We start from the raw sequence: 18,042 nt of genomic DNA, 5'->3' as shown, positions 1-18,042 counted from the left end.
CCTCGCCGTCGACCACAGCGAGGACAGCACGACGTTCCTGTCGATGATCTCGCGCATCCTGCAACAACCCCTCATCGACATCATGGCCGTCGGCATCTCGCTCGGCCCGGCCGGCGAAGCCGCGGGCGACGGCGACAGCGAACGCCGCCGCCTGCTGATTTCCCACCTCGACTCGCCGTGGCCGTCGTCGCGATCCTGGGCGGGATTGCGCTCGTGTTGACGGACCGGGCGCGCGGGCGGCGATAGGGCGTCCGGCAAGATCCGCGCACCGGACCCTCGCTGGCGGCTACAATCGGGCCAGTACAACAGCGGCCACGCATACCATCCATCCAATCATGCTGACTCCAATGCAAGAGCACATCGCGTCTTCGGTTCTGTCGAAGGAAAAAAACAAGGCCAGGGCGAAAGCCATACTGAACAGGCCAACCTCGGCCGTTCCTACGGTCCTTGTCACGATGTCGATTGCCGGGATTGGCGGGTTTCTGCAAAGCGTAGAAAAGTTCGAAGCGCCCATGTGGGTCAGCGTCCTGCTCATCGTGAGCGCCAGCGTTGCGGCGGCGAACATGATGGAGTCGTGGACGATACGCCGCAGGCTCGATGCCGCCATCGTCCTGCTGGAACAGCAGCAAGATGCCGATCAGTGAACCGCCCCGGAGCGGTCTTTTGCGAGGGCGGTATCCGATACCTGCCGACTGACCCCGGCCGGTCAAGGCAATGGGGCAAACGCGGCAATCAGTTGCCTGGGTGGCCGCGGCAAAGGAAGGCATGGTGCGCGCCGTTTCGGACCAAGCCGTGATGCGTGATCACGCAGTCGGCTTAACGCTCCCCCCTGAGCGTGTAGATCGGCTTCTCGGTGTCCCCTTTCTCCACCATCGCGAGCAGGTGCTGCAGTGTCTTGCGCTCGCCGTCGTCCTTTGCGGATGACGCCAGGTTGCGCAGGATGGCGGCGTGCGCCGTCCGCAGCGCCTCGGCCGCCGGCACGGCGATATCCGGTTTCACGCCGACGTGCTCCCAGTTCGTCCTGGTGACGACATTGGTCGTGCGCGCGGTCGGGATCGCGACCACGATGCCGTGTCCCACGCTGAACAAGCTCACCGGATTCGAGCCGCCGCCGGTGGTTTCGCCGACCAGCGTCCCGCGCTTCTGCGTCTGGAAATCATAGGCGCAGTCCTCCCCGCCGGAAAACGTGCGGGCCGACGTCAGCACGTACACGGGCTTGTCGTAACGCTGTGCGACAGTCGGCACGGTCCAGATCTGCCGCGTGGTATCGGTCGGGCGGCTGTAGATGTCGATCAGGTGGCGCTCGTCGCCGAGCGGGAAGAAATGGCTCATCAGGTAAGCCACGCTGGCCGGGCTGCCGCCGCCGTTGCGGCGCAGGTCGAGGATCAGCGCATCCGTCCCCGCCATGAGCGACATCGCCGCCGTGTACGCCGGGCCGGCGAATTCCGTGAGTTCGAAGCCGCGCAGCTCGATGTAGCCGACGTTGCCGGGAAGGCGTTCGACCTTCTCGATGCCGTAGCCCCGCCGTTCGGTCGCGTCGCGCGCTTCGTCCACCTCGGCGCGGGTGGGCAGGCCGGCGTCGCCGCTGCGCTCACGAAAACGTGCGTCTAGCCTGGCGCCGAAGTGCTTGTCGCCGCTGAACTCGCGCAAGTCCGTCGCCAGCGCCGCACTGAACGCCTGCGCGCCGGAGGCGGACGCATAGCCCCCATCGACATTTTTCCTGGCGATCGCACTGCCGACCCGTTCGGCCAGGGCAGGCGTGATGTAATTCGCGTTCAGTTTCACTGCCAGCGTCTGCACGATCGCGGTGCGGTCGGATGCGTTCAACGGCGCGTCCTCCGCCGCACGGGCGGACAACGACAACAGCGTACCCAACACGACGCCTGCGACGAACTTCTTCTTGCCTGCCATACCTTCCTCCAAGTTGGACTACGATTCGTTCGATCACTCGGGCTGCTCGTCGAGGTGGCGCAGTGCCTCCGCCAGCGCCGGCATATAGGAGCGGCTGGCGCGCAGCACGCTGCCGTCGCGCAGGCGCAGCAAGGCGTCCCGGTTGGTGAGCGAGCGCAGCTCGGCGATCATGTCCAGCCGCACGATGGACGAGCGATGCACGCGATGGAACTGGCGCGGATCGAGTTGCATGGCCAGGTTGCGCAGGCGTTCGCGCACCATCCACGTCTTGCCGTTCGCATGCAAGGTGGCGTAGTCGCCGTCGGCCTCGATGCGCTCGACGTCGGCAACCGGCACGAGCACCGTGCGCGATCCGATACGCACGCTGAAGCTGCGCACCGCCGGCATCGTGGAAGCGGCGGCACGGCCCCGGCCGCGGTAGGGATATGCCTGCTGCGCGCGGTCCAGGGCTTCGTCCAGGCGTTCGTCGTCGACGGGCTTGAGCAGGTAATCGAGGGCGGCCAGTTCGAAAGCCTGCACGGCGAAGCTGTCGTACGCCGTGAGCAGGATCGCCATGGGCCGCTGCGCCGGCGGCAGTGCCGCCAGCACGTCAAGGCCGGTCTTGCCCGGCATCTCGACGTCGACGAAGACCAGGTCGGGCTTCAAGGCCACGATCCCTTCGTAGGCGCTGGGGCCATCGCCGAATTCGCCCACCAGCTCGAAGGCGCCGCGCCGTGCCAGCCTGACCTTGACCGCCAGCCTGGCCAGCGGTTCGTCGTCCACAACGATGACCCGGATCTTCATGCCGCCGCTTCCATGCTGCGCAGCGGCAGGGCGATGCGCACGCAAAAGCGCCCGTCCGTGCCCCAGCCTGCGTCCACCTGCTGGTCTGCGCCGTACAGGTGGCGCAGGCGTTCCCTGACGTTGGCGAGGCCGATGCCGCTGCCTGCGTGCGCCCGCTGCCGGCCATCGTTCCGTACGTCGACGAGGAGGCGCGCACCGTCGCGCTCGAGGAGAATGTCGAGCCGTGCCGGCGCGGACAGCGGGGCGATGCCGTGGCGGATCGCATTCTCGACCAGCGGTTGCAGCATGAGGTAGGGCACGACGCTGTCCAGCAGGTCGGGACCGGCCTTCATCGTCAGGCGCAGGCGCTCGCCGAGCCGCGCCTTTTCGATGGCGAGGTAGGCGTCGAGGAGCGCCAGTTCATCGGCCAGCGAATGCTCGTGGCGGCCGTCATGTGCGAGCGTGGCGCGCAGGAAGTCGGACAGGCACGCGATCATGCGGTTGGCTTCGCGGTTGGACTGGGCCGACACCAGCGCGGAGATCGCGTTCAGTGAGTTGAACAGGAAGTGCGGATTGACCTGCAGGCGCAGCGCGCGCAGCTCGGCATCGCGCGCCGCGCCTTGCGCCTGGGCGAGATGCAGGCGCACCCGTTGCAGCGACAGATAATAGGCCGCCACCGCATGGATCGCGCAGAACGCGATCAGCGCCAGCCAGCAGCTGTCCAGACCGCGCGCAAGATCGGCAAAGTGGTAGCCGGTCTCCCTGCCGAGCCAGACCCCGAGGCACTGGCCAAGCAAGGCGTTCACGATGGCCATGGCGTAAGTGAGTGCCAAGAGTATCGGTCCCATCATCAGCCACGACCATTCGCGCCGCCACATGGCCCGCTGCAGCAGCGTTAGCGGAATCAGCCAAAACATGCAGGCGACGATGAAGACCGTACGAAAGGCGATGATATACGCGTGTTGGTAGGCGGGCAGGCCGAGGATGGCCATGCAGGCGCAGACCGGCAGTGCGGCCAGCACGGGAACGAGCAGGGGCGTGTCGACTTTCACGTTGGGCGTCCAGAAGGGCAATCCGGTCATTCTATCGTTTCAGTCACTCATCGAATACAGCATGGAGCTGATCTTCCAGCCGTCTTCCGCGCGCACCATCTGCCAGCTTTCGCTGCCGCGATTGTTCACCTTGCCGTCGACGAGGAAGTCGAAATCGAACCAGACCGAGGCCACGGCGCCATTCGTATCGATGCGGACGTTGTAGAAGCGCTCCTCGACCGGCTTGCTGGCGTTCTGGATGAATTCGGCGAACTTCTTCCAGCTCGACGGGAATACCTTGCGTGCCTGCGGATCGCGCGCCCTGGCCTTCGCCCATGTCACCTCGTCGGCCACCGACAGCCAAAGTAGAACGCGCATGGGGAAGTCCGAGGCAGGAAAGTGTTCACCTTAGGCGGTCGCCGGACGGCGGTCCAGTCGAATGCGCCGACCCGTGCATGCCCTGCGGCCAGCCGGTTCAAGCCCGCCGGGGCGATCCGATGGCGAATCGACCGGAGCGTGGACGAAAAGCGGCCGCATCCCGCCGTGGAAATCGTTGACTTTTCAGCCCCCGCCCGGATGCTATGCTGCACATCCATCCCATCGCCCGGGCGTTAGCCGGGCGCTGGCCGAGCCACGCAGGTCGCTTCGTTTCCTTCATGCTGAATTATTTACTCGCGGCCTATCTGCTGCTGGTCGCGCCTGCGCTCAACCTGTGGCGCAGCCTGCGCCCGCAAAGCGATAAGCCACCGCGTACGCCCATGCGTCGTTACTGGTCCATGAGCTGGCCGGTCGTGATCATGCTGGGGGTACTGTGGATTGGCGCCAGCCAGGCCGGCTATACGGCCCGCGACATCGGATTCGATGTCCCGCTGTCCAGCGCCGGCGCATGGGGCCTGGGCTTTGCCGTGTTGCTGCTGGGTGGTCTTGGCGTGGCCAGCAGCGTGATGGAGCGGCGTCATACGCCCGAGCGTCGCGCCGAACACGAACGCAAGTTGCTCGACACGGATTTTCCCTGGCCGCGCACCGGCGGCGAAGCCCTGGTCTTCGCACTCGGTTCGATCATCATGACCGCCGGATGGGAAATCCTTTACCGTGGTTTCATCCTGCTGCTGCTCACGCCCAGTATTGGCCTCCTGCTCGCCATTACGGTCTCCGCCCTGGCATATGGCATCGCGCATGGATTCAAGTCTCCGAAACAGCTGATTGCGTCGATCGTGTCCGCCTTCGTATTCACGATCGCCTATGCCTTGACGCATAGCCTGTGGTGGCTGATCGTCATTCATGCCGGCTTGCCGCTGGGTGCAGTGCCAGCCGTGCTGCGGGCTTACCGGCGCAGCGGAACGGCGGCGCGGCACACGCTCACGTAGCCGATCCGAATCGTCTGCGCCTGTCCACGATCGCGCCCGACGTCGACGCGCAGGTCCTGTCCGCTCCCGGTCGACGCAGTGCGGACACTCATCGAGCGACCGGCGCCGGCTGCCACCCACCCAGCACCCAGGCCGGATCGCGATAATGGGCGATCGTCTCGGCATCGCGATCCTTGTCGAGCTGGCGCGACGCCGGGTGCCGCGCACCCACGTCCACCGGCCTGCCGTTCGCATCCCGGCTGTTGAATTCCCAAAAACGCACGTGCGACGCATCGCCCTCGATGGGCCCCCAGCCGGCGGGCGCGATGCCCTCCAGCGACGCGTCGAGCAGCACGGCTTCCGCATACGGGTAGTTCCGGCCCTTGTTCTCGGGCAGGCGCGCGAGAACGGTCGCGCCGCCGGTCGCGCGGAACGTGCAGTGGTCGAAGACGTTGCCGTGATTCGTCTGCGGATTCCGGATCCACATGAACGCGCCGCGCGATTCGATCTCGCAGTTGCGGAAGTAGGCGGGACCGCGGCCGAGGATCGTGTCGCCGGTGCCCGTCAGGCGGATGTTCTCGAAGTATGCGCTGCCGTTCGTCTGGAGCGCGTCGCCGGCACCACGGATCGTCACGTCTTTCACGATGTCGCGCTCGCCGTTGAGCAGCAGGCCTTCCGCCTGGCCGCCCAAGGTCGTCGCGATGGTGAGGTTCACCAGCGCGACGTCGTGCACGTGGTCGAGGGCGAACGCCGCGCGCCGCGACGGGAAGGTGCCCGGCAACTCGTTCGTGCCGACGTTCGGCGGGTGCGGATTGAACACCTCGTTGTTCGCGTAATGGATGCGCACGCCGTCGCGGCTCGCGCCCTGCAGCGTGATGTCGTGCTTGTTGCGGGCGTAGACGATTTCCTCGTAGTCGCCGTTCTTCACGAAGATCGTGACCCGGCCCGCATGGTCGTCCGGCACGAAGTCGAGCGCGCCCTGCACGGTGTCGAAGTCGCCGCTGCCGTCCGCCGCCACGGTCACGCGGCGCGCGTCCGCGGCCGGTCCGCGGGCCTTCGTCGCGAAGCGCCAGCCGCGCTTGCCCGCGACGCCCTGGAAGCTGCCGTCGGCCACCGTCAGCACGCCCGGGTCGATCTGCACGTAATAGGTTTTCCCGTAGCGCAGGAGGTCGTGGTGCGGATAGATCGTGGCGGCGTTGCCGTGCACGATCACGGGGTGGAAATGAAAGCCGTCCGTGAAGCCGCCGATGATCGTCAGCTGGTAGCGGCCCGCCGCAGGCTCGACGCCCGGCGCGGACGGCGTGCCCGGCGTGGTGTCGGCGTTGGTCCGGCGCGGTCCGCCGTAGTCGTATGGCGCGGCGAGGTAGGGCGGATACGGACCCGATGCGCGTTCGGTGGGGCCGGCCGGGATGCTCATGTCGAGCACGTCGACCAGGCGATCGTCGGCCGCGTCGTAGATGCGGATCGTGCCGGCATTGCCGATGTGCGGCGGGCCGGCGAAGCGCAGGACCAGGTGCGTGTCCGGATTGACGTTGGCGGCCCCGCTGGCGGGAGAGGAGTCGACCGGCGCGGCACCGGCCGACGTGCAGATGGCGAGGACGGCAAGGAACGAACGCTTCATGGTCTCCGTGGAGGGTAGCTGTCGTCGTTCCATTGTAGAGTGGTCTGGCCAAAACGGCAAATGGTCCAGCCGGAATCAATCCTCGACGAACACGACGGCCGTGCGCGGCGGGATCGTGAATTCGCCCGTCGCGCCGTCGAACGTGGCCTGCGTCGCGCGCTTGTCGGCCGCGTGCCCGGACAGGAACACGGGGTGCAGGTGCATGCGCCTGCCGATGGCGTCCGGGTCCGTCACCGTGTGGCCGACCTTGTCCACGTTGATGAGGTACGCGATGCCGGCGAATCCCGCGCCGTCCAGGCCGCGGCCGTCCAGGTGCGCACCGATCACGGTCGGGACCTGCGTGCTGCCCGTGTTGAAGAAGCGCAGGCGCTGCCTGATGTCCGCTGCCGTCGGCAGGCGGAACAGGGTGGAGCTGGCGCGGATGGCGAGCAGGTCGCGGAACGCGTCGCGCGCGAACGCGATGTCGGCGGGCGTGGGCTTGATGGCGGCGTCGCGGAGCAGGGGCTGTAGCAGCGGCCAATCGCGGCCGTTGTCGTCGGCCGGCGGCAGGCCGCTGCCGAAGTGGTTGTCGCGGTAGGTCCAGTCGATGCGGTTGAACCAGTCGCCGGAATTGAAGCTGTTGCGGTCCAGCGATTTCGAGCGCAGCACGTCGATGCCCGCGTGGTAATACGCGACGCCTTGCGCGAACGCGTCGACGGCCATGCCCAGCACCTGCACGCGCGCCCGCTCCTGGCTCGACGTCGCGAGCGGCAGTTTGAAGACGTCGATGTCGAACAGGGTCTGGTTGTCGTGGTTCTCGACGTAGTTCACGACTTCGCCCGGCTCGCTCGCATAGCCGGCCGGCTGGCCGTTGTAGTCGATGGCCGCGAGCGGCACCGTCCTGTCGTCGAACGTGTGCAGCGGATACGAGCGGATCGAACCCGCGAGCCCCGCGCGCACGAGGTCCGCCGTTTTCAGCAGGTCGGCGGCGGGGCGGTCGCCGGCGTGCGCATTCGGATCGTAGACGAGGCCATTGATCCAGCCCTGGCGGCCGAACATCGCCTCGCCCGAGTCGCCCGCGGAACCGCCGCGCACCGCGTCGCGCAGGCGGTCGTTGAACGTGCCGATGCCGCTGCCGTTCAGCGACAGCTGCGACGCCTGCACGAAGCGCGCGCCGTCCGCCACCTCGCCGAAGTTCCAGCCTTCGCCGATCAGCTGCACGTCGCGTCCCGCTGCCGCGTTCACCGTGCGCTGCAAGTCTTCCATCACGGCGCGCGGCTGGTGGCCCATCAGGTCGAAGCGGAACGAATCGATCTTGTATTCCTTCGCCCACAGCGCGACTGAATCGATCATCAGCTTGCCCATCATGCGGTTTTCGGTCGCCGTGTTGTCGCAGCACGTCGAGCGCTCGATGGCGCCGCTCGCGTTCAGGCGGTGGTAGTAGCCGGGCACGATGCGGTCGAGGACCGACTTCTCGTTTTGTCCCGCGATGAAGGTGTGGTTGAACACGACGTCCATGCCCACGCGCAGGCCCGTCTTGTGCAGGCTTTGCACCATCTGGCGGAACTCGACGATGCGGCGCGCGCCGTCGGCCGCATCGGTCGCATAACTGCCTTCCGGCGCGTTGTAGTGGAACGGGTCGTAGCCCCAGTTGAAGCAATCCGTTTCCGCCGTGCGTTTCACGAGCGCCTGCTGGGTGTCGCCGTCGGCGCTGCCCACCGGCTGCGGCAGCGCGCATCCGGTTTCCGGCACGCTGCCGATGTCGTACACCGGCAGCAGGTGCACGTCCGTCAGGCCGCTGCGCGCGAGGGCCGCGAGGTGCTTCATGCCGTCCGAACCGGTGTCCGTGAACGCGAGGTATTTGCCGCGATGCGAGGCCGGCACGCTGGCGTCGTCGCGCGAGAAATCGCGCACGTGCAGTTCGTAGACGACCATGTCCGTCTGATTCTTGACCGTTTGCGGCGCCGGCGTCGTGTCCCAGCCGGCCGGTTTCAGGCGCGGCGCATCCAGGCGCGCGATGTAGCTGCGCTTCGAATCGGTCGTCAGGCTGATCGAGTACGGATCGGTGACGAGGTTGCGTACGATGCCCGCATCGACCGGTACGTCGACGGCGTATTTGTAGTACTTGCCGGTCAGGTCGCCCGGCAGCGCGGCGCGCCAGGCGCCCGTGCGGCCGTCGAAGTCCATCTGGTACACGGCGCGCACGCCGCCGGTGCCGCCGTCGTAGACGCAGACGGCGGCCTGCTGCGCTGTCGGCGCCCACACCGTGAAGCGCGTGCGGCCGCCGCCGACGTCCACGCCCAGTTGCGGCAGGTCGGCGGCGGGCGCGTACAGGTCGTCGAGGGCGCCGGCGGCCTGGATGCGCGTGGCGTCGAGCACGCGGCCCGCCGCGTCCTCGCGCACGAGCACGAGCTGGCCGCGGTGCAGGCCGGGCAGGGACGCGGCGTCATTGTCGTCCACGCGCAGCACGGGGCCGCCGGCCAGGTATTTGAAACGCGTCGCAATGGCCGGCGCCACGGGACCGGAGAAGACGTCGAGGCGGATCGCGCCGTCCGCGCCGCTTACCGCGCCGCCCATGGGCGCGGCGATCGCGCCGCGCGCCGAGCGATATAGCCTGAAGATGCCGTCGGGCGCGCTGCCCGGCCATTTGACGAGCCGCCCGTCGAGCCAGACGGCGCGCGCATCGAAGCGGGCGGCGGCCGGGTGCAGGACGGTCTGGAAGTTTTTGCCGTCGCAGGCGTCCGGCCCGATGGCGGCATGGGCCCCGGCGCTGGCCAGGATGAATACGAAGGCGCTGCTGGCGTGGAGAGTCGGTCTTGTCATGGTGGTGCGAATGTCCGGTTGGCGCGACAGGTTAACATTCTTTGATGTAGTTTGACTACCACGCGAAGCGATTCAGTTTTGTGTGAAAATACGTAAGTCAATGATTTAAATGGACATTTACTGTTTATGCCCTATTTTCGTGACGATTGTCATCATGTCCTTGATCCTGTATATTGCGTAAAAATTACTAGAGGGACACCAGATGACCACTTCTTCGCACGACAAGAATCCGTGGTGGCGCGAAGCCATCATCTACCAGGTTTATCCGCGCAGCTATCTCGATACGAACGGCGATGGCGTGGGCGACCTGCCGGGCATCACCGCCAAGCTGGATTACATCGCCAGCCTGGGCGTGGACATCGTCTGGCTCTCGCCGTTCTTCAAGTCGCCGATGAAGGACTTCGGCTATGACATCGCGGACTACTGCGACGTCGATCCGCTGTTCGGCACCCTCGCCGACTTCGACGCGCTCGTCGCGCGTGCGCACAGCCTGGGCCTCAAGATCATGATCGACCAGGTGATGGCGCACACGGCGGAGAATCATCCGTGGTTCGTGGAAAGCCGCTCCAGCCGCGACAACCCGAAGGCCGACTGGTACGTGTGGTCCGATCCGCTCGCGGACGGCAACCCGCCCAACAACTGGCTGTCCGTGTTCGGCGGCTCGGCGTGGCAGTGGGACAGCCGCCGCAAGCAGTACTACATGCACAACTTCCTCGTCAGCCAGCCGCAGCTCAACTTCCACAACCCGCAGGTGCAGCAGGCCCACCTGGATGCGCTGCGCTTCTGGCTCGAACGCGGCGTCGACGGCGTGCGCATGGACGCCTGCAACTTCCACTTCCACGACCTTACGCTCAAAAGCAATCCGCCCGCGCTCGTGCGCGACACGTCGACCGTCACGGACGTGAACCCGTACGGCATGCAGGCTCACATCCACGACAAGACCCAGCCGGAGAACATCGCGTTCCTGCAAAAGCTGCGCAAGCTGCTGGACGAATTCGGCGCCGTCGCGATCGGCGAAGTGGGGGCCGACGATTCGCTGGCCGTGATGGCCGACTACACGTCGGGCGGCGACAAGCTGCACATGGCGTACAGCTTCAACCTGCTGACGCCCCAGTTCTCCAGCCGCCATATCCGCCGCCAGGTCGAGGAATTCAATGCGCGCGTGAAGGATGGCTGGGCGTCGTGGTCGGTCGGTAATCACGACAGCATTCGCGTCGCCACGCGCTGGTCGGGCGCCGAAGCGACGCCCGCATCGCGCTCGTCCTTGTCCAAGCTCGTGCTGGCGCTGCAGCTGTCGCTGAAAGGCACGCCGTGCCTGTACCAGGGCGACGAGCTGGCGCTGCCGGAAGCGGACGTCCCGTACGAATTGCTGCAGGACCCGTACGGCATCACGTTCTGGCCCGAGTTCAAGGGCCGCGACGGCTGCCGCACGCCGATGCCGTGGACGAACGACGGCGCGCATGCCGGTTTCACGACGGGCACGCCGTGGCTGCCCGTCCCGCCCGAGCACGCGGCGTTGGCCGAGGCAGGCCAGGACCGGGACCCGCAGTCGACGCTGAACTTCGCGCGCAAGGTCATCCACTGGCGCCGCACGCAGCCGGCGCTGACGCGCGGCGACATCGTGTTCTTCGACGTGCCGGAACAGGCGCTGGCGCTGCGCCGCGACCTCGATGGCCACCCGTCCGTGCTCGCGGTGTTCAACGTGACCAACGCACCGCTGACGTTCGACTGGCCGCAAGCGGCGGGCGCACACACGCTGGAAGGCCACGGCCTGCCGGGTGACGTGAACGGCACGACGGTCACGCTGCCGCCCTATGGCGCCTGGTTCGGTACGATCGCCTGATATGGAAGAACAACTCGAAGGGGATAACAAACCCGCCCGCACCGCGTTCGCCGACGGCGCGCGCCTGCTGGCCGACATCGGCGCGACGCACGCACGCTTCGCGCTGCAGACCGCGCCCGGCAGCTATCGCTCGGTGCGCGTGCTCAAGTGCGACGACTTCGCGGGCATCGTCCCGATGCTGCGTTTCTACCTCGACGAGCACGCGGACGCGCGCCTGCACCACGGCGCGCTCGCGCTCGCGAACCCCGTCGACGGCGATTACGTGCGCATGACGAACCGCCCGTGGGAATTCTCCACGGACGCGGTGCGGCGCGAACTGGGCCTGGACACGCTGTTGATCGTCAACGACTTCACGGCGCTGGCGATGGCGATCCCCGGTCTCAAGGAGTCCGACCTGATGCAGGTGGGCCCAGGCAAACCCGTGCCGGGCGCCGTGCTGGGCGTGCTCGGACCGGGTACGGGCCTCGGCGTCTCGGGCGGCATTCCGACCGTCGACGGCTTCGTCACGCTCGGCAGCGAGGGCGGCCACGTCAACTTCGCGCCCAGCGACGAGCGCGAATTCGCGATCCTGCAGGCCGCGTGGCGCGAATGGAGCCACGTGTCGAACGAGCGCCTGATCTCCGGCCCCGGCATGGAGATCATTTATCGCGCGCTGGCGGAACGTAATGGTGTGGAGACGCCGGCGCGCACGTCGGCCGAGATCATCGCGGGTGCGCTCGACGCCGACGATCCGTTGTGCCTGGAAGTGCTGGAATGCTTTTGCGGCATGCTGGGCGGCGCGGCGGCGAACCTGGCGGTGACGCTGGGCGCGTTCGGCGGCATCTTCATCGGCGGGGGCATCGTGCCGCGCCTGGGCGAGTGGTTCCGGACGTCGCCGTTCCGCACGCGCTTCGAAGCGAAGGGCCGTTTTTCCAGCTACCTGTCGGACATCCCGACGTACGTGATCTCGACGCCGCACGTCGCGTTCGACGGCGTCGCGAACATCCTCTCGGAGCACCTGCGCGGACGCAGCGGCGGCAACACGCTGATGGACCGCATCCATAAACTGCAGCCGGAACTGACGCCCGCCGAGCAGCGCGTGGCGAGCCTCGTGCTGGAACAGCCGCGCCTCGTGCTGAACGAACCGATCGCCGGCATCGCCAGGTTGGCGGACGTGAGCCAGCCGACCGTGATCCGTTTCTGCCGCTCGCTCGGCTTCCTCGGCCTCGCCGACTTCAAACTGAAATTCGCGAGCAGCCTGACGGGGTCGATCCCGGTGCGCCACAGCCAGGTGCGCGGCAGCGACAGCACGCACGATCTGTCGGCGAAAGTCATCGACAACACGATCTCGGCGATCCTGCAATTCCGCGACCAGCTGGACGTGCGCGCCATCGACCGCGCGATCGAACTGGTGAGCCGCGCCAAGCGCGTGGAGTTCTACGCGATGGGGAATTCGCGCGTGGTGGCGCTGGACGGCCAGCACAAGTTCTTCCGCTTCCGCATCCCGACGGCGCTGTACGGCGACTCGCACCTGTTCAAGCTGGCGGCCGAGCTGCTGGGACCCGGCGATGTGGTCGTGGCGATCTCGAACTCGGGCCGCCTGCCGGACCTGCTGGCGGCCGTGGAAGCCGCGCGCTCGGCGGGCGCCGACGTCATCGCCATCTGCAACAGCCAGTCGCCGCTGGCGCGCCGCGCGGACGTGCTGCTCGCGGTCGACCATGCGGAAGACAGCACGCACTTCCTCGCGATGATTTCGCGGATCCTGCAGCTGCTCCTCATCGACATCATGGCGGTCGGTATCTCCGTCGACGTGCATCATGCGCGGGCGCTGCCGCCGGCGGCGACGGAAGGCGAGGGAGAAGGACGCAGGGCGCTGATCTCCCACCTCGACAGCTAAGCAACGTCGTCCCTGCGCAGGCAGGGACCCGATTTGCACGCGTTATCGCATCGCGTGCGAATTGGGTTCCCGCCTGCGCGGGAACGACGGTTTTTTATGCAGCGCTTTATCTACGCGAGCGATATTTTTTAACGCGGCGGTTTACTTGCGCGAGCGATGTTTTTTAACGCCGCGGTTTATTTACGTGCCTCGATCTTCGGCAAGAACGCCGCCAGAATCCCCAGCAACGGCAGGAACGACGCCAGCCGATACACCGTCTCGATCCCCGCCACGTCGGCGATATGTCCCATGGCCGCGGCGCCGATGCCGCTGACGCCGAACATCAACCCGAAGAAGATCCCCGCGATCATGCCGACCTTGCCCGGCACGAGCTCCTGCGCGAACACGACGATCGCGGAAAACGCGGACGACATCACGAGCCCGATCACCACCGACAGCACGCCGGTCCAGAGCAGGTCCGCGTACGGCAGCGCCAGCGTGAACGGCGCGGCGCCGAGGATCGACACCCAGATGACGCGCTTGCGCCCGATGCGGTCGCCGATCGGGCCGCCCGCGAACGTGCCGGCGGCGACGGCGGCCAGGAACACGAATAGGTACAGCTGCGCGGTGCCGACGGGGACGTGGAATTTCTCGATCAGGTAGAACGTGTAATAGCTCGACAGGCTCGCCATGTAGACGTATTTCGAGAACACGAGCATCGCCAGCACGGCCAGCGCGCGCCAGACGGTCGCGCGCGGCAGCGCCGGGCCGGCATGCGCGGCGGCCTTGCGCGTGACGGTCTTGAGGTGGCTGCCATACCAGCGGCTGACGCCCACGAGCACGATCACGGCGACGAGGATGAACAGCATGAACCAGGCGATGCGCCCCTGGCCGCGGCCGACGATGATGGCGGCGGCCAGCAGCGGGCCGAACGCCGAACCGAGGTTGCCGCCGACCTGGAACAGCGACTGCGCGAAGCCGAAGCGCCCGCCCGACGCCAGCCGCGCCACGCGCGAGGCTTCCGGGTGGAAGGTCGACGAGCCGACGCCGATCATGCCGGCCGCCAGCAGCAGCATGGGAAAACTGCCCGCGACGGCCAGCAGCGCGACGCCGCCCAGGGTCACGCACATCCCGGCCGGCAGCAGGAAGGGAATCGGGCGTTTGTCGGTGTACAGGCCGATCCACGGTTGCAGCAGCGACGCGGTGCACTGGAACGTCAGCGTGATCAGGCCGACCTGCGTGAAGCTGAGGGCGAACTGCGCCTTCAGCAGCGGATAGATCGACGGCAGCACGGCCTGCACGCAATCGTTCAGCAGGTGCACGAAGGCGACGGAAAACAGGATCTGGAGCACGGCCCCGGGCGCGGCGCTGGCCGGCCCGGACGCCGCGACGGCGGGCGAAGTGGGCATGGTCATGGTGGTGTTCTCGATGAATGGCGGTCCAGTGTAATATCGTATATTCGAGCGCATATTCCATTTTTCGTCGCCCAAGTGACAATCTCGCCATCGCCCCGCTATCGCCAGAAATTCCGCACGCTGCCGCGCAGCGTGACGGCCGTGCCGTCCGAAGTGCAGCACGGCGAACTGGTCGAAGCCCACAGCCACCCGTGGGTCCAGCTGCTGTATGCCAGCGAGGGCGTGATTCGGGTGCGCACGGAACTGGGCGTGTGGATCATCCCGCCGCGGCGGGCGCTGCTCATCGCGCCCGGCGTCGTGCACGAGCTGACGATGCTCAGCCGCGTGAACATGCGCGCGCTGTACATCGAGCCTTTTGCTGCCGGCACGCTCGTCGACGGTTGCAAGGTGCTGGAAGTGAGCGCGCTGCTGCGCGAGCTGATCCTGGCCTTGTCGCTTGAGCCGGTCGACTATCCGCCCGGCGGGCGCGGCGAAGCGCTGGCGCGGCTGATCCTGTCGGAACTGGCGGCGATGGAGACCGTGCCGATCGCCGTGCCGTGGCCGCGCGACCGCCGCCTGCAGGCGCTGTGCGCGGACGTCATGGCGCATCCCGGCAGATTGCGCCGGCTGGACGACTACGCGTTCGATGCGGGCGCCAGCGCGCGCACGCTGATCCGGTTATTCCCGCGCGAGACGGGGCTGCATTACCGCCAGTGGGTGCAGCAGGTGCACCTGGCGCACGCGTTCGAGATGCTGGCGCGCGGCGAGAGCGTGGGCGCCGTCGCGCAGGCGCTCGGCTATGCCAGCCCCAGCGCCTTCACGAGCATGTTCCGCAAGCTGCTCGGCAAGACGCCGCAGCACTACCTGGCCGAATGGCGGGCGCGGGCTTGACGCGATGGGGAAGGGAGGCGCCGCCGACCGGGGGAGGAGTGGCGCCACCGTCCACGCGGCGTGGATGACGACGCCGCACGGTCAGCGGCAGCGTCCACGATAGGCGCGTCGGATTTACTTTGGTTTGTGCCCGATCAAGTAGACGGAATGACCCGGCTCAACCCGACTTCAGTTCGATCTTCCGGATATTGCGCCGCCACTCGGCCAGCGACTGCACGGTGTCGTTGTCCGGGTCATCGACGAGGATCTCGTCGCCCTGGTGCGCCACGAGGAAGCTGGCGCGGCGGTGCACGTCCTGCTTGCGGTCTTCCACGAAGCTCAGCTGGTAATACGCCTTGCCTTCGATGATGCGCGGGTTCGGGTCGTCCTCGATGACGGCGCCGTGGGCCGCGCCGTGCGAGCGCTTTTCGATCTGGTCCGACCACGTCTTGAGTTCCGGCAGCGCCATCAGCTCGGCCATCGCCTGGTCGCGCGTGCGCGCGGGCGCGGCCGGTGCCTGGACGGCCGCCGGTTTCGGCGGCGGCGCCGGCTTTTCGCCCTTGCAGGCCGCGAGCGCGGCCAGGGCGAGGAGGGTGGCGCTCAGCAGGCGGACGGGGCGTGCGGACATGATGGCTCGATGGAAGGCAAAGAACCAGTCTAAACCAAGTGGTGTTACCCGGCAACGTGTCTGTAATGGAAAGAACAAGACATGAAAATCGCGCAAATCATGCCGCCGCCGGCGCGCCGGCGGCACACTGACGGCCGCGTCAGAACGTTTCCCAGTCCGCGCTGACGCCCGCCGCCACGGCCGTCCTGACGACCGGCCGCGGCATCTGCCTGGCCAGCTGCGGCCGCGCGGCAGGACGAGCCACCGAAGCTGGACGCGCGGCCGCCGCGCCGCCACCGGCCAGGGTGAACGTGCCGACCAGCCGCGCCAGCCGCGCGGCCTGTTCCTGCATCGCCTGGGAGGCGGCGCTGGCCTGTTCGACGAGCGCCGCATTCTGCTGCGTCACCTCGTCCATTTGCGCGACCGCCTGGTTCACCTGTTCGATGCCCGTGCTCTGCTCGCGGCTGGCGGCCGAGATTTCGGCCATGACGCCGGTCACGCCCTGCACGCGGCCGACGATTTCGGTCATCGCGGCGCCGGCGTCGCCCACGAGCGCCGAGCCGATGCCGACCCTGTCGACGGACGCGTCGATGAGGGCCTTGATCTCCTTCGCCGCCGAACCGGCCCGGTGCGCCAGGTTGCGCACCTCGCCGGCGACGACGGCGAAACCGCGGCCCTGTTCGCCGGCCCGCGCGGCCTCCACGGCCGCGTTCAACGCGAGGATATTGGTCTGGAACGCGATGCCGTCGATGACGGCGATGATGTCCACGATCTGCCGGGCCGACGCGTCGATCGCCGCCATCGTGTCGACCACCTGCGCGACGACCTGGCCGCCCTTGACGGCCGCGTCGGACGCGGACGCGGCCATGTCGTCGGCCTGCCGGGCATTGTCGGCGTTCTGGCGCACGGTCGACGTCAGCTCTTCCAGCGACGACGCGGTTTCTTCCAGCGACCCGGCCTGCTGTTCGGTGCGGCTCGACAGGTCCAGGTTGCCGGCCGAGATCTCGCCGGCCGCGGTGGCGATGGCGTCGGTGCCCGAGCGCACTTCGGCGACGATGGTGGCCAGCCTGTCGCGCATGTCGCGCATCGCCGCCATCAGGCTGGCGTCGTCGCCCGGCTTCACCGGCACGTCGACGGTGAGGTCGCCCGCCGCGATCCGCGCGGCGACGTGCGCGGCCGCATCGGGCTCGCCGCCCAGCTGCCGGATCAGGGTGCGCGTCACCAGCACGGCGGCACCGCTGCCGGCGGCGAGGGCGGCGGCGGCGAGGCCCAGCATCAGGCGCACGGCGGCGTCGTATTCGTCGTTCGCCGCGCGTTTGGCGTCGTCGTTCTGCTGGATTTCCAGGCGCCCCAGGGCTTTCATCGTGCCGAGCCAGGCCGTCTCCAGCGGCGCGGCCTTGTTCATCAGCAGGTCGTTCGTTGCGTCGATCTTGTTGGCGAGGCCGAGCTTTTCTGCTTCGGCCATCAGCGGCAGCGCGGCGTTTTCCTCATCCTGCAACTTGGCGAAGAAGGCTTTTTCCTCGGCCGTCGTGGTCGGGTTTTCGAACGCCTTGCCGAGTTTGTCCCTGGCGTCGGTATAGGTGTTTTCCTGCTGGCGCAGGTCCGCCGTTTCTTGCGCCATCTTGTTCGCGTCGGTCAGGATGGCGAGATTGCGCAGCGCGATCATGCGGTCGCTGACGCTTTCCTTCATCGTGCCGATCAGGGCGATTTCGGCGTTGTTCACGTCGGTGATGAGCTTGAGGTGCGCCTGCATCTCCTGCATTTTCAGCAGGCCGAAGCCGACGATGACGGCAAGCAGGGCGAGGACGAGGGCATAGCCGAGCGCAAGCCGGGTACCGACTTTCATGTTCTTCACGTTCATGGTGTGCCTCTCCGAGCGTAGAGGGAATCGATGAAAAAGAGACAGTGCGGGGTTTCGGCGCTATCGTTCTATAAGGCAAATGTAAGTGCCTTGGGGAAAGTATAGGATTGTGCCGCGCTCGGCGGAACATTAAATTCTC

At 67.2% G+C, this 18,042-nt stretch carries 15 protein-coding genes; 6 read left to right on the top strand and 9 right to left on the bottom strand.

Annotated features, from left to right (window positions below):
- Together ASC93_RS30960 and ASC93_RS19620 are read left to right on the top strand one after the other, a co-directional pair.
- Window positions 1–220, top strand: a 220-nt coding sequence (locus ASC93_RS30960) for a hypothetical protein (RefSeq protein WP_157202026.1), incomplete at its 5' end; no start/stop codon positions are given.
- A 127-nt stretch (window positions 221–347) separates the two neighbouring features.
- Window positions 348–644 carry a hypothetical protein gene (locus tag ASC93_RS19620; RefSeq protein ID WP_056446213.1) on the top strand — a complete coding sequence of 99 codons (297 nt, stop codon included), beginning with the start codon at window positions 348–350 and terminating at the stop codon, window positions 642–644.
- 172 nt (window positions 645–816) lie between these two features.
- Here ASC93_RS19620 and ASC93_RS19615 read toward each other — a convergent pair whose 3' ends face one another.
- Genes ASC93_RS19615 through ASC93_RS19600 form a run of 4 tightly spaced genes read right to left on the bottom strand, consistent with a single transcriptional unit; the run spans window position 817 to window position 4,082 of the window.
- Window positions 817–1,911 carry a S41 family peptidase gene (locus tag ASC93_RS19615; protein ID WP_056446211.1) on the bottom strand — a complete coding sequence of 365 codons (1,095 nt, stop codon included), beginning with the start codon at window positions 1,909–1,911 and terminating at the stop codon, window positions 817–819.
- Between the two features lie 33 nt (window positions 1,912–1,944).
- Window positions 1,945–2,694: a LytTR family DNA-binding domain-containing protein gene (locus ASC93_RS19610; protein ID WP_056446208.1), complete on the bottom strand. Its 750-nt coding sequence runs from the start codon at window positions 2,692–2,694 to the stop codon at window positions 1,945–1,947.
- Window positions 2,691–3,755, bottom strand: coding sequence for a sensor histidine kinase (locus ASC93_RS19605; protein WP_229412801.1), 1,065 nt, complete (start codon window positions 3,753–3,755; stop codon window positions 2,691–2,693). The genes ASC93_RS19610 and ASC93_RS19605 overlap by 4 nt, the downstream gene beginning before the upstream one ends.
- Window positions 3,756–3,764: 9 nt before the next feature.
- Window positions 3,765–4,082, bottom strand: coding sequence for a hypothetical protein (locus tag ASC93_RS19600; RefSeq protein ID WP_157202023.1), 318 nt, complete (start codon window positions 4,080–4,082; stop codon window positions 3,765–3,767).
- Between the two features lie 203 nt (window positions 4,083–4,285).
- On the opposite strand from ASC93_RS19600, the gene ASC93_RS19595 reads away from it, so the two are divergent.
- Window positions 4,286–5,071, top strand: coding sequence for a CPBP family intramembrane glutamic endopeptidase (locus ASC93_RS19595; protein WP_082548179.1), 786 nt, complete (start codon window positions 4,286–4,288; stop codon window positions 5,069–5,071).
- A gap of 88 nt (window positions 5,072–5,159) precedes the next feature.
- Here the strand turns inward: ASC93_RS19595 and ASC93_RS19590 are convergent, their stop codons facing one another.
- Window positions 5,160–6,671 (bottom strand): pectinesterase family protein, encoded by a 1,512-nt coding sequence (locus ASC93_RS19590; RefSeq protein WP_056446196.1) that lies wholly within the window; start codon window positions 6,669–6,671, stop codon window positions 5,160–5,162.
- A gap of 75 nt (window positions 6,672–6,746) precedes the next feature.
- Window positions 6,747–9,473, bottom strand: a complete 2,727-nt coding sequence (locus tag ASC93_RS19585; protein WP_056446193.1) for an alpha-1,6-glucosidase domain-containing protein — start codon at window positions 9,471–9,473, stop codon at window positions 6,747–6,749.
- Between the two features lie 202 nt (window positions 9,474–9,675).
- On the opposite strand from ASC93_RS19585, the gene ASC93_RS19580 reads away from it, so the two are divergent.
- Together ASC93_RS19580 and glk are read left to right on the top strand one after the other, a co-directional pair.
- Window positions 9,676–11,316: an alpha-amylase family glycosyl hydrolase gene (locus ASC93_RS19580; RefSeq protein ID WP_056446190.1), complete on the top strand. Its 1,641-nt coding sequence runs from the start codon at window positions 9,676–9,678 to the stop codon at window positions 11,314–11,316.
- 1 nt (window position 11,317) lies between these two features.
- Complete coding sequence (gene glk, locus ASC93_RS19575; RefSeq protein ID WP_056446188.1) at window positions 11,318–13,192, top strand: glucokinase; 1,875 nt, start codon at window positions 11,318–11,320, stop codon at window positions 13,190–13,192.
- 176 nt (window positions 13,193–13,368) lie between these two features.
- Here the strand turns inward: glk and ASC93_RS19570 are convergent, their stop codons facing one another.
- The gene (locus ASC93_RS19570; protein ID WP_157202025.1) at window positions 13,369–14,580 is read right to left on the bottom strand and encodes an MFS transporter; all 1,212 of its coding nucleotides are present in this window, start codon (window positions 14,578–14,580) and stop codon (window positions 13,369–13,371) included.
- Between the two features lie 81 nt (window positions 14,581–14,661).
- On the opposite strand from ASC93_RS19570, the gene ASC93_RS19565 reads away from it, so the two are divergent.
- A complete protein-coding gene (locus ASC93_RS19565) occupies window positions 14,662–15,456 on the top strand; it encodes a helix-turn-helix domain-containing protein (protein ID WP_056446182.1) in 795 nt (264 codons plus the stop codon).
- Window positions 15,457–15,613: 157 nt separating this feature from the next.
- On the opposite strand, the gene ASC93_RS19560 is transcribed toward ASC93_RS19565, so the two are convergent.
- Entirely contained in the window at window positions 15,614–16,063 is a 450-nt protein-coding gene (locus ASC93_RS19560) for a hypothetical protein (protein ID WP_056446178.1), read from the bottom strand.
- A 139-nt stretch (window positions 16,064–16,202) separates the two neighbouring features.
- Window positions 16,203–17,903, bottom strand: a complete 1,701-nt coding sequence (locus tag ASC93_RS19555) for a methyl-accepting chemotaxis protein (RefSeq protein WP_056446173.1) — start codon at window positions 17,901–17,903, stop codon at window positions 16,203–16,205.
- Window positions 17,904–18,042 lie beyond the last annotated feature (139 nt).

Origin of the sequence: Massilia sp. Root335 (genome assembly GCF_001425685.1) — a bacterium.
GTDB classification, from domain to species: Bacteria; Pseudomonadota; Gammaproteobacteria; order Burkholderiales; family Burkholderiaceae_D; genus Telluria; species Telluria luteola.
The sequence above is the reverse complement of the archived record's forward strand: the minus strand, read 5'-3'. Positions and strand labels throughout refer to the sequence as shown.

What these genes read in the sequence shown, in the direction of transcription:
- ASC93_RS19620 (WP_056446213.1), top strand. Translation starts at nt 348, where the DNA reads ATGCAAGAGCACATCGCGTCTTCGGTTCTGTCGAAGGAAAAAAACAAG.
- ASC93_RS19615 (WP_056446211.1), bottom strand. Translation starts at nt 1,911, where the DNA reads ATGGCAGGCAAGAAGAAGTTCGTCGCAGGCGTCGTGTTGGGTACGCTG.
- ASC93_RS19610 (WP_056446208.1), bottom strand. Translation starts at nt 2,694, where the DNA reads ATGAAGATCCGGGTCATCGTTGTGGACGACGAACCGCTGGCCAGGCTG.
- ASC93_RS19605 (WP_229412801.1), bottom strand. Translation starts at nt 3,755, where the DNA reads ATGACCGGATTGCCCTTCTGGACGCCCAACGTGAAAGTCGACACGCCC.
- ASC93_RS19600 (WP_157202023.1), bottom strand. Translation starts at nt 4,082, where the DNA reads ATGCGCGTTCTACTTTGGCTGTCGGTGGCCGACGAGGTGACATGGGCG.
- ASC93_RS19595 (WP_082548179.1), top strand. Translation starts at nt 4,286, where the DNA reads ATGCTGCACATCCATCCCATCGCCCGGGCGTTAGCCGGGCGCTGGCCG.
- ASC93_RS19590 (WP_056446196.1), bottom strand. Translation starts at nt 6,671, where the DNA reads ATGAAGCGTTCGTTCCTTGCCGTCCTCGCCATCTGCACGTCGGCCGGT.
- ASC93_RS19585 (WP_056446193.1), bottom strand. Translation starts at nt 9,473, where the DNA reads ATGACAAGACCGACTCTCCACGCCAGCAGCGCCTTCGTATTCATCCTG.
- ASC93_RS19580 (WP_056446190.1), top strand. Translation starts at nt 9,676, where the DNA reads ATGACCACTTCTTCGCACGACAAGAATCCGTGGTGGCGCGAAGCCATC.
- glk (WP_056446188.1), top strand. Translation starts at nt 11,318, where the DNA reads ATGGAAGAACAACTCGAAGGGGATAACAAACCCGCCCGCACCGCGTTC.
- ASC93_RS19570 (WP_157202025.1), bottom strand. Translation starts at nt 14,580, where the DNA reads ATGCCCACTTCGCCCGCCGTCGCGGCGTCCGGGCCGGCCAGCGCCGCG.
- ASC93_RS19560 (WP_056446178.1), bottom strand. Translation starts at nt 16,063, where the DNA reads ATGTCCGCACGCCCCGTCCGCCTGCTGAGCGCCACCCTCCTCGCCCTG.
- ASC93_RS19555 (WP_056446173.1), bottom strand. Translation starts at nt 17,903, where the DNA reads ATGAACGTGAAGAACATGAAAGTCGGTACCCGGCTTGCGCTCGGCTAT.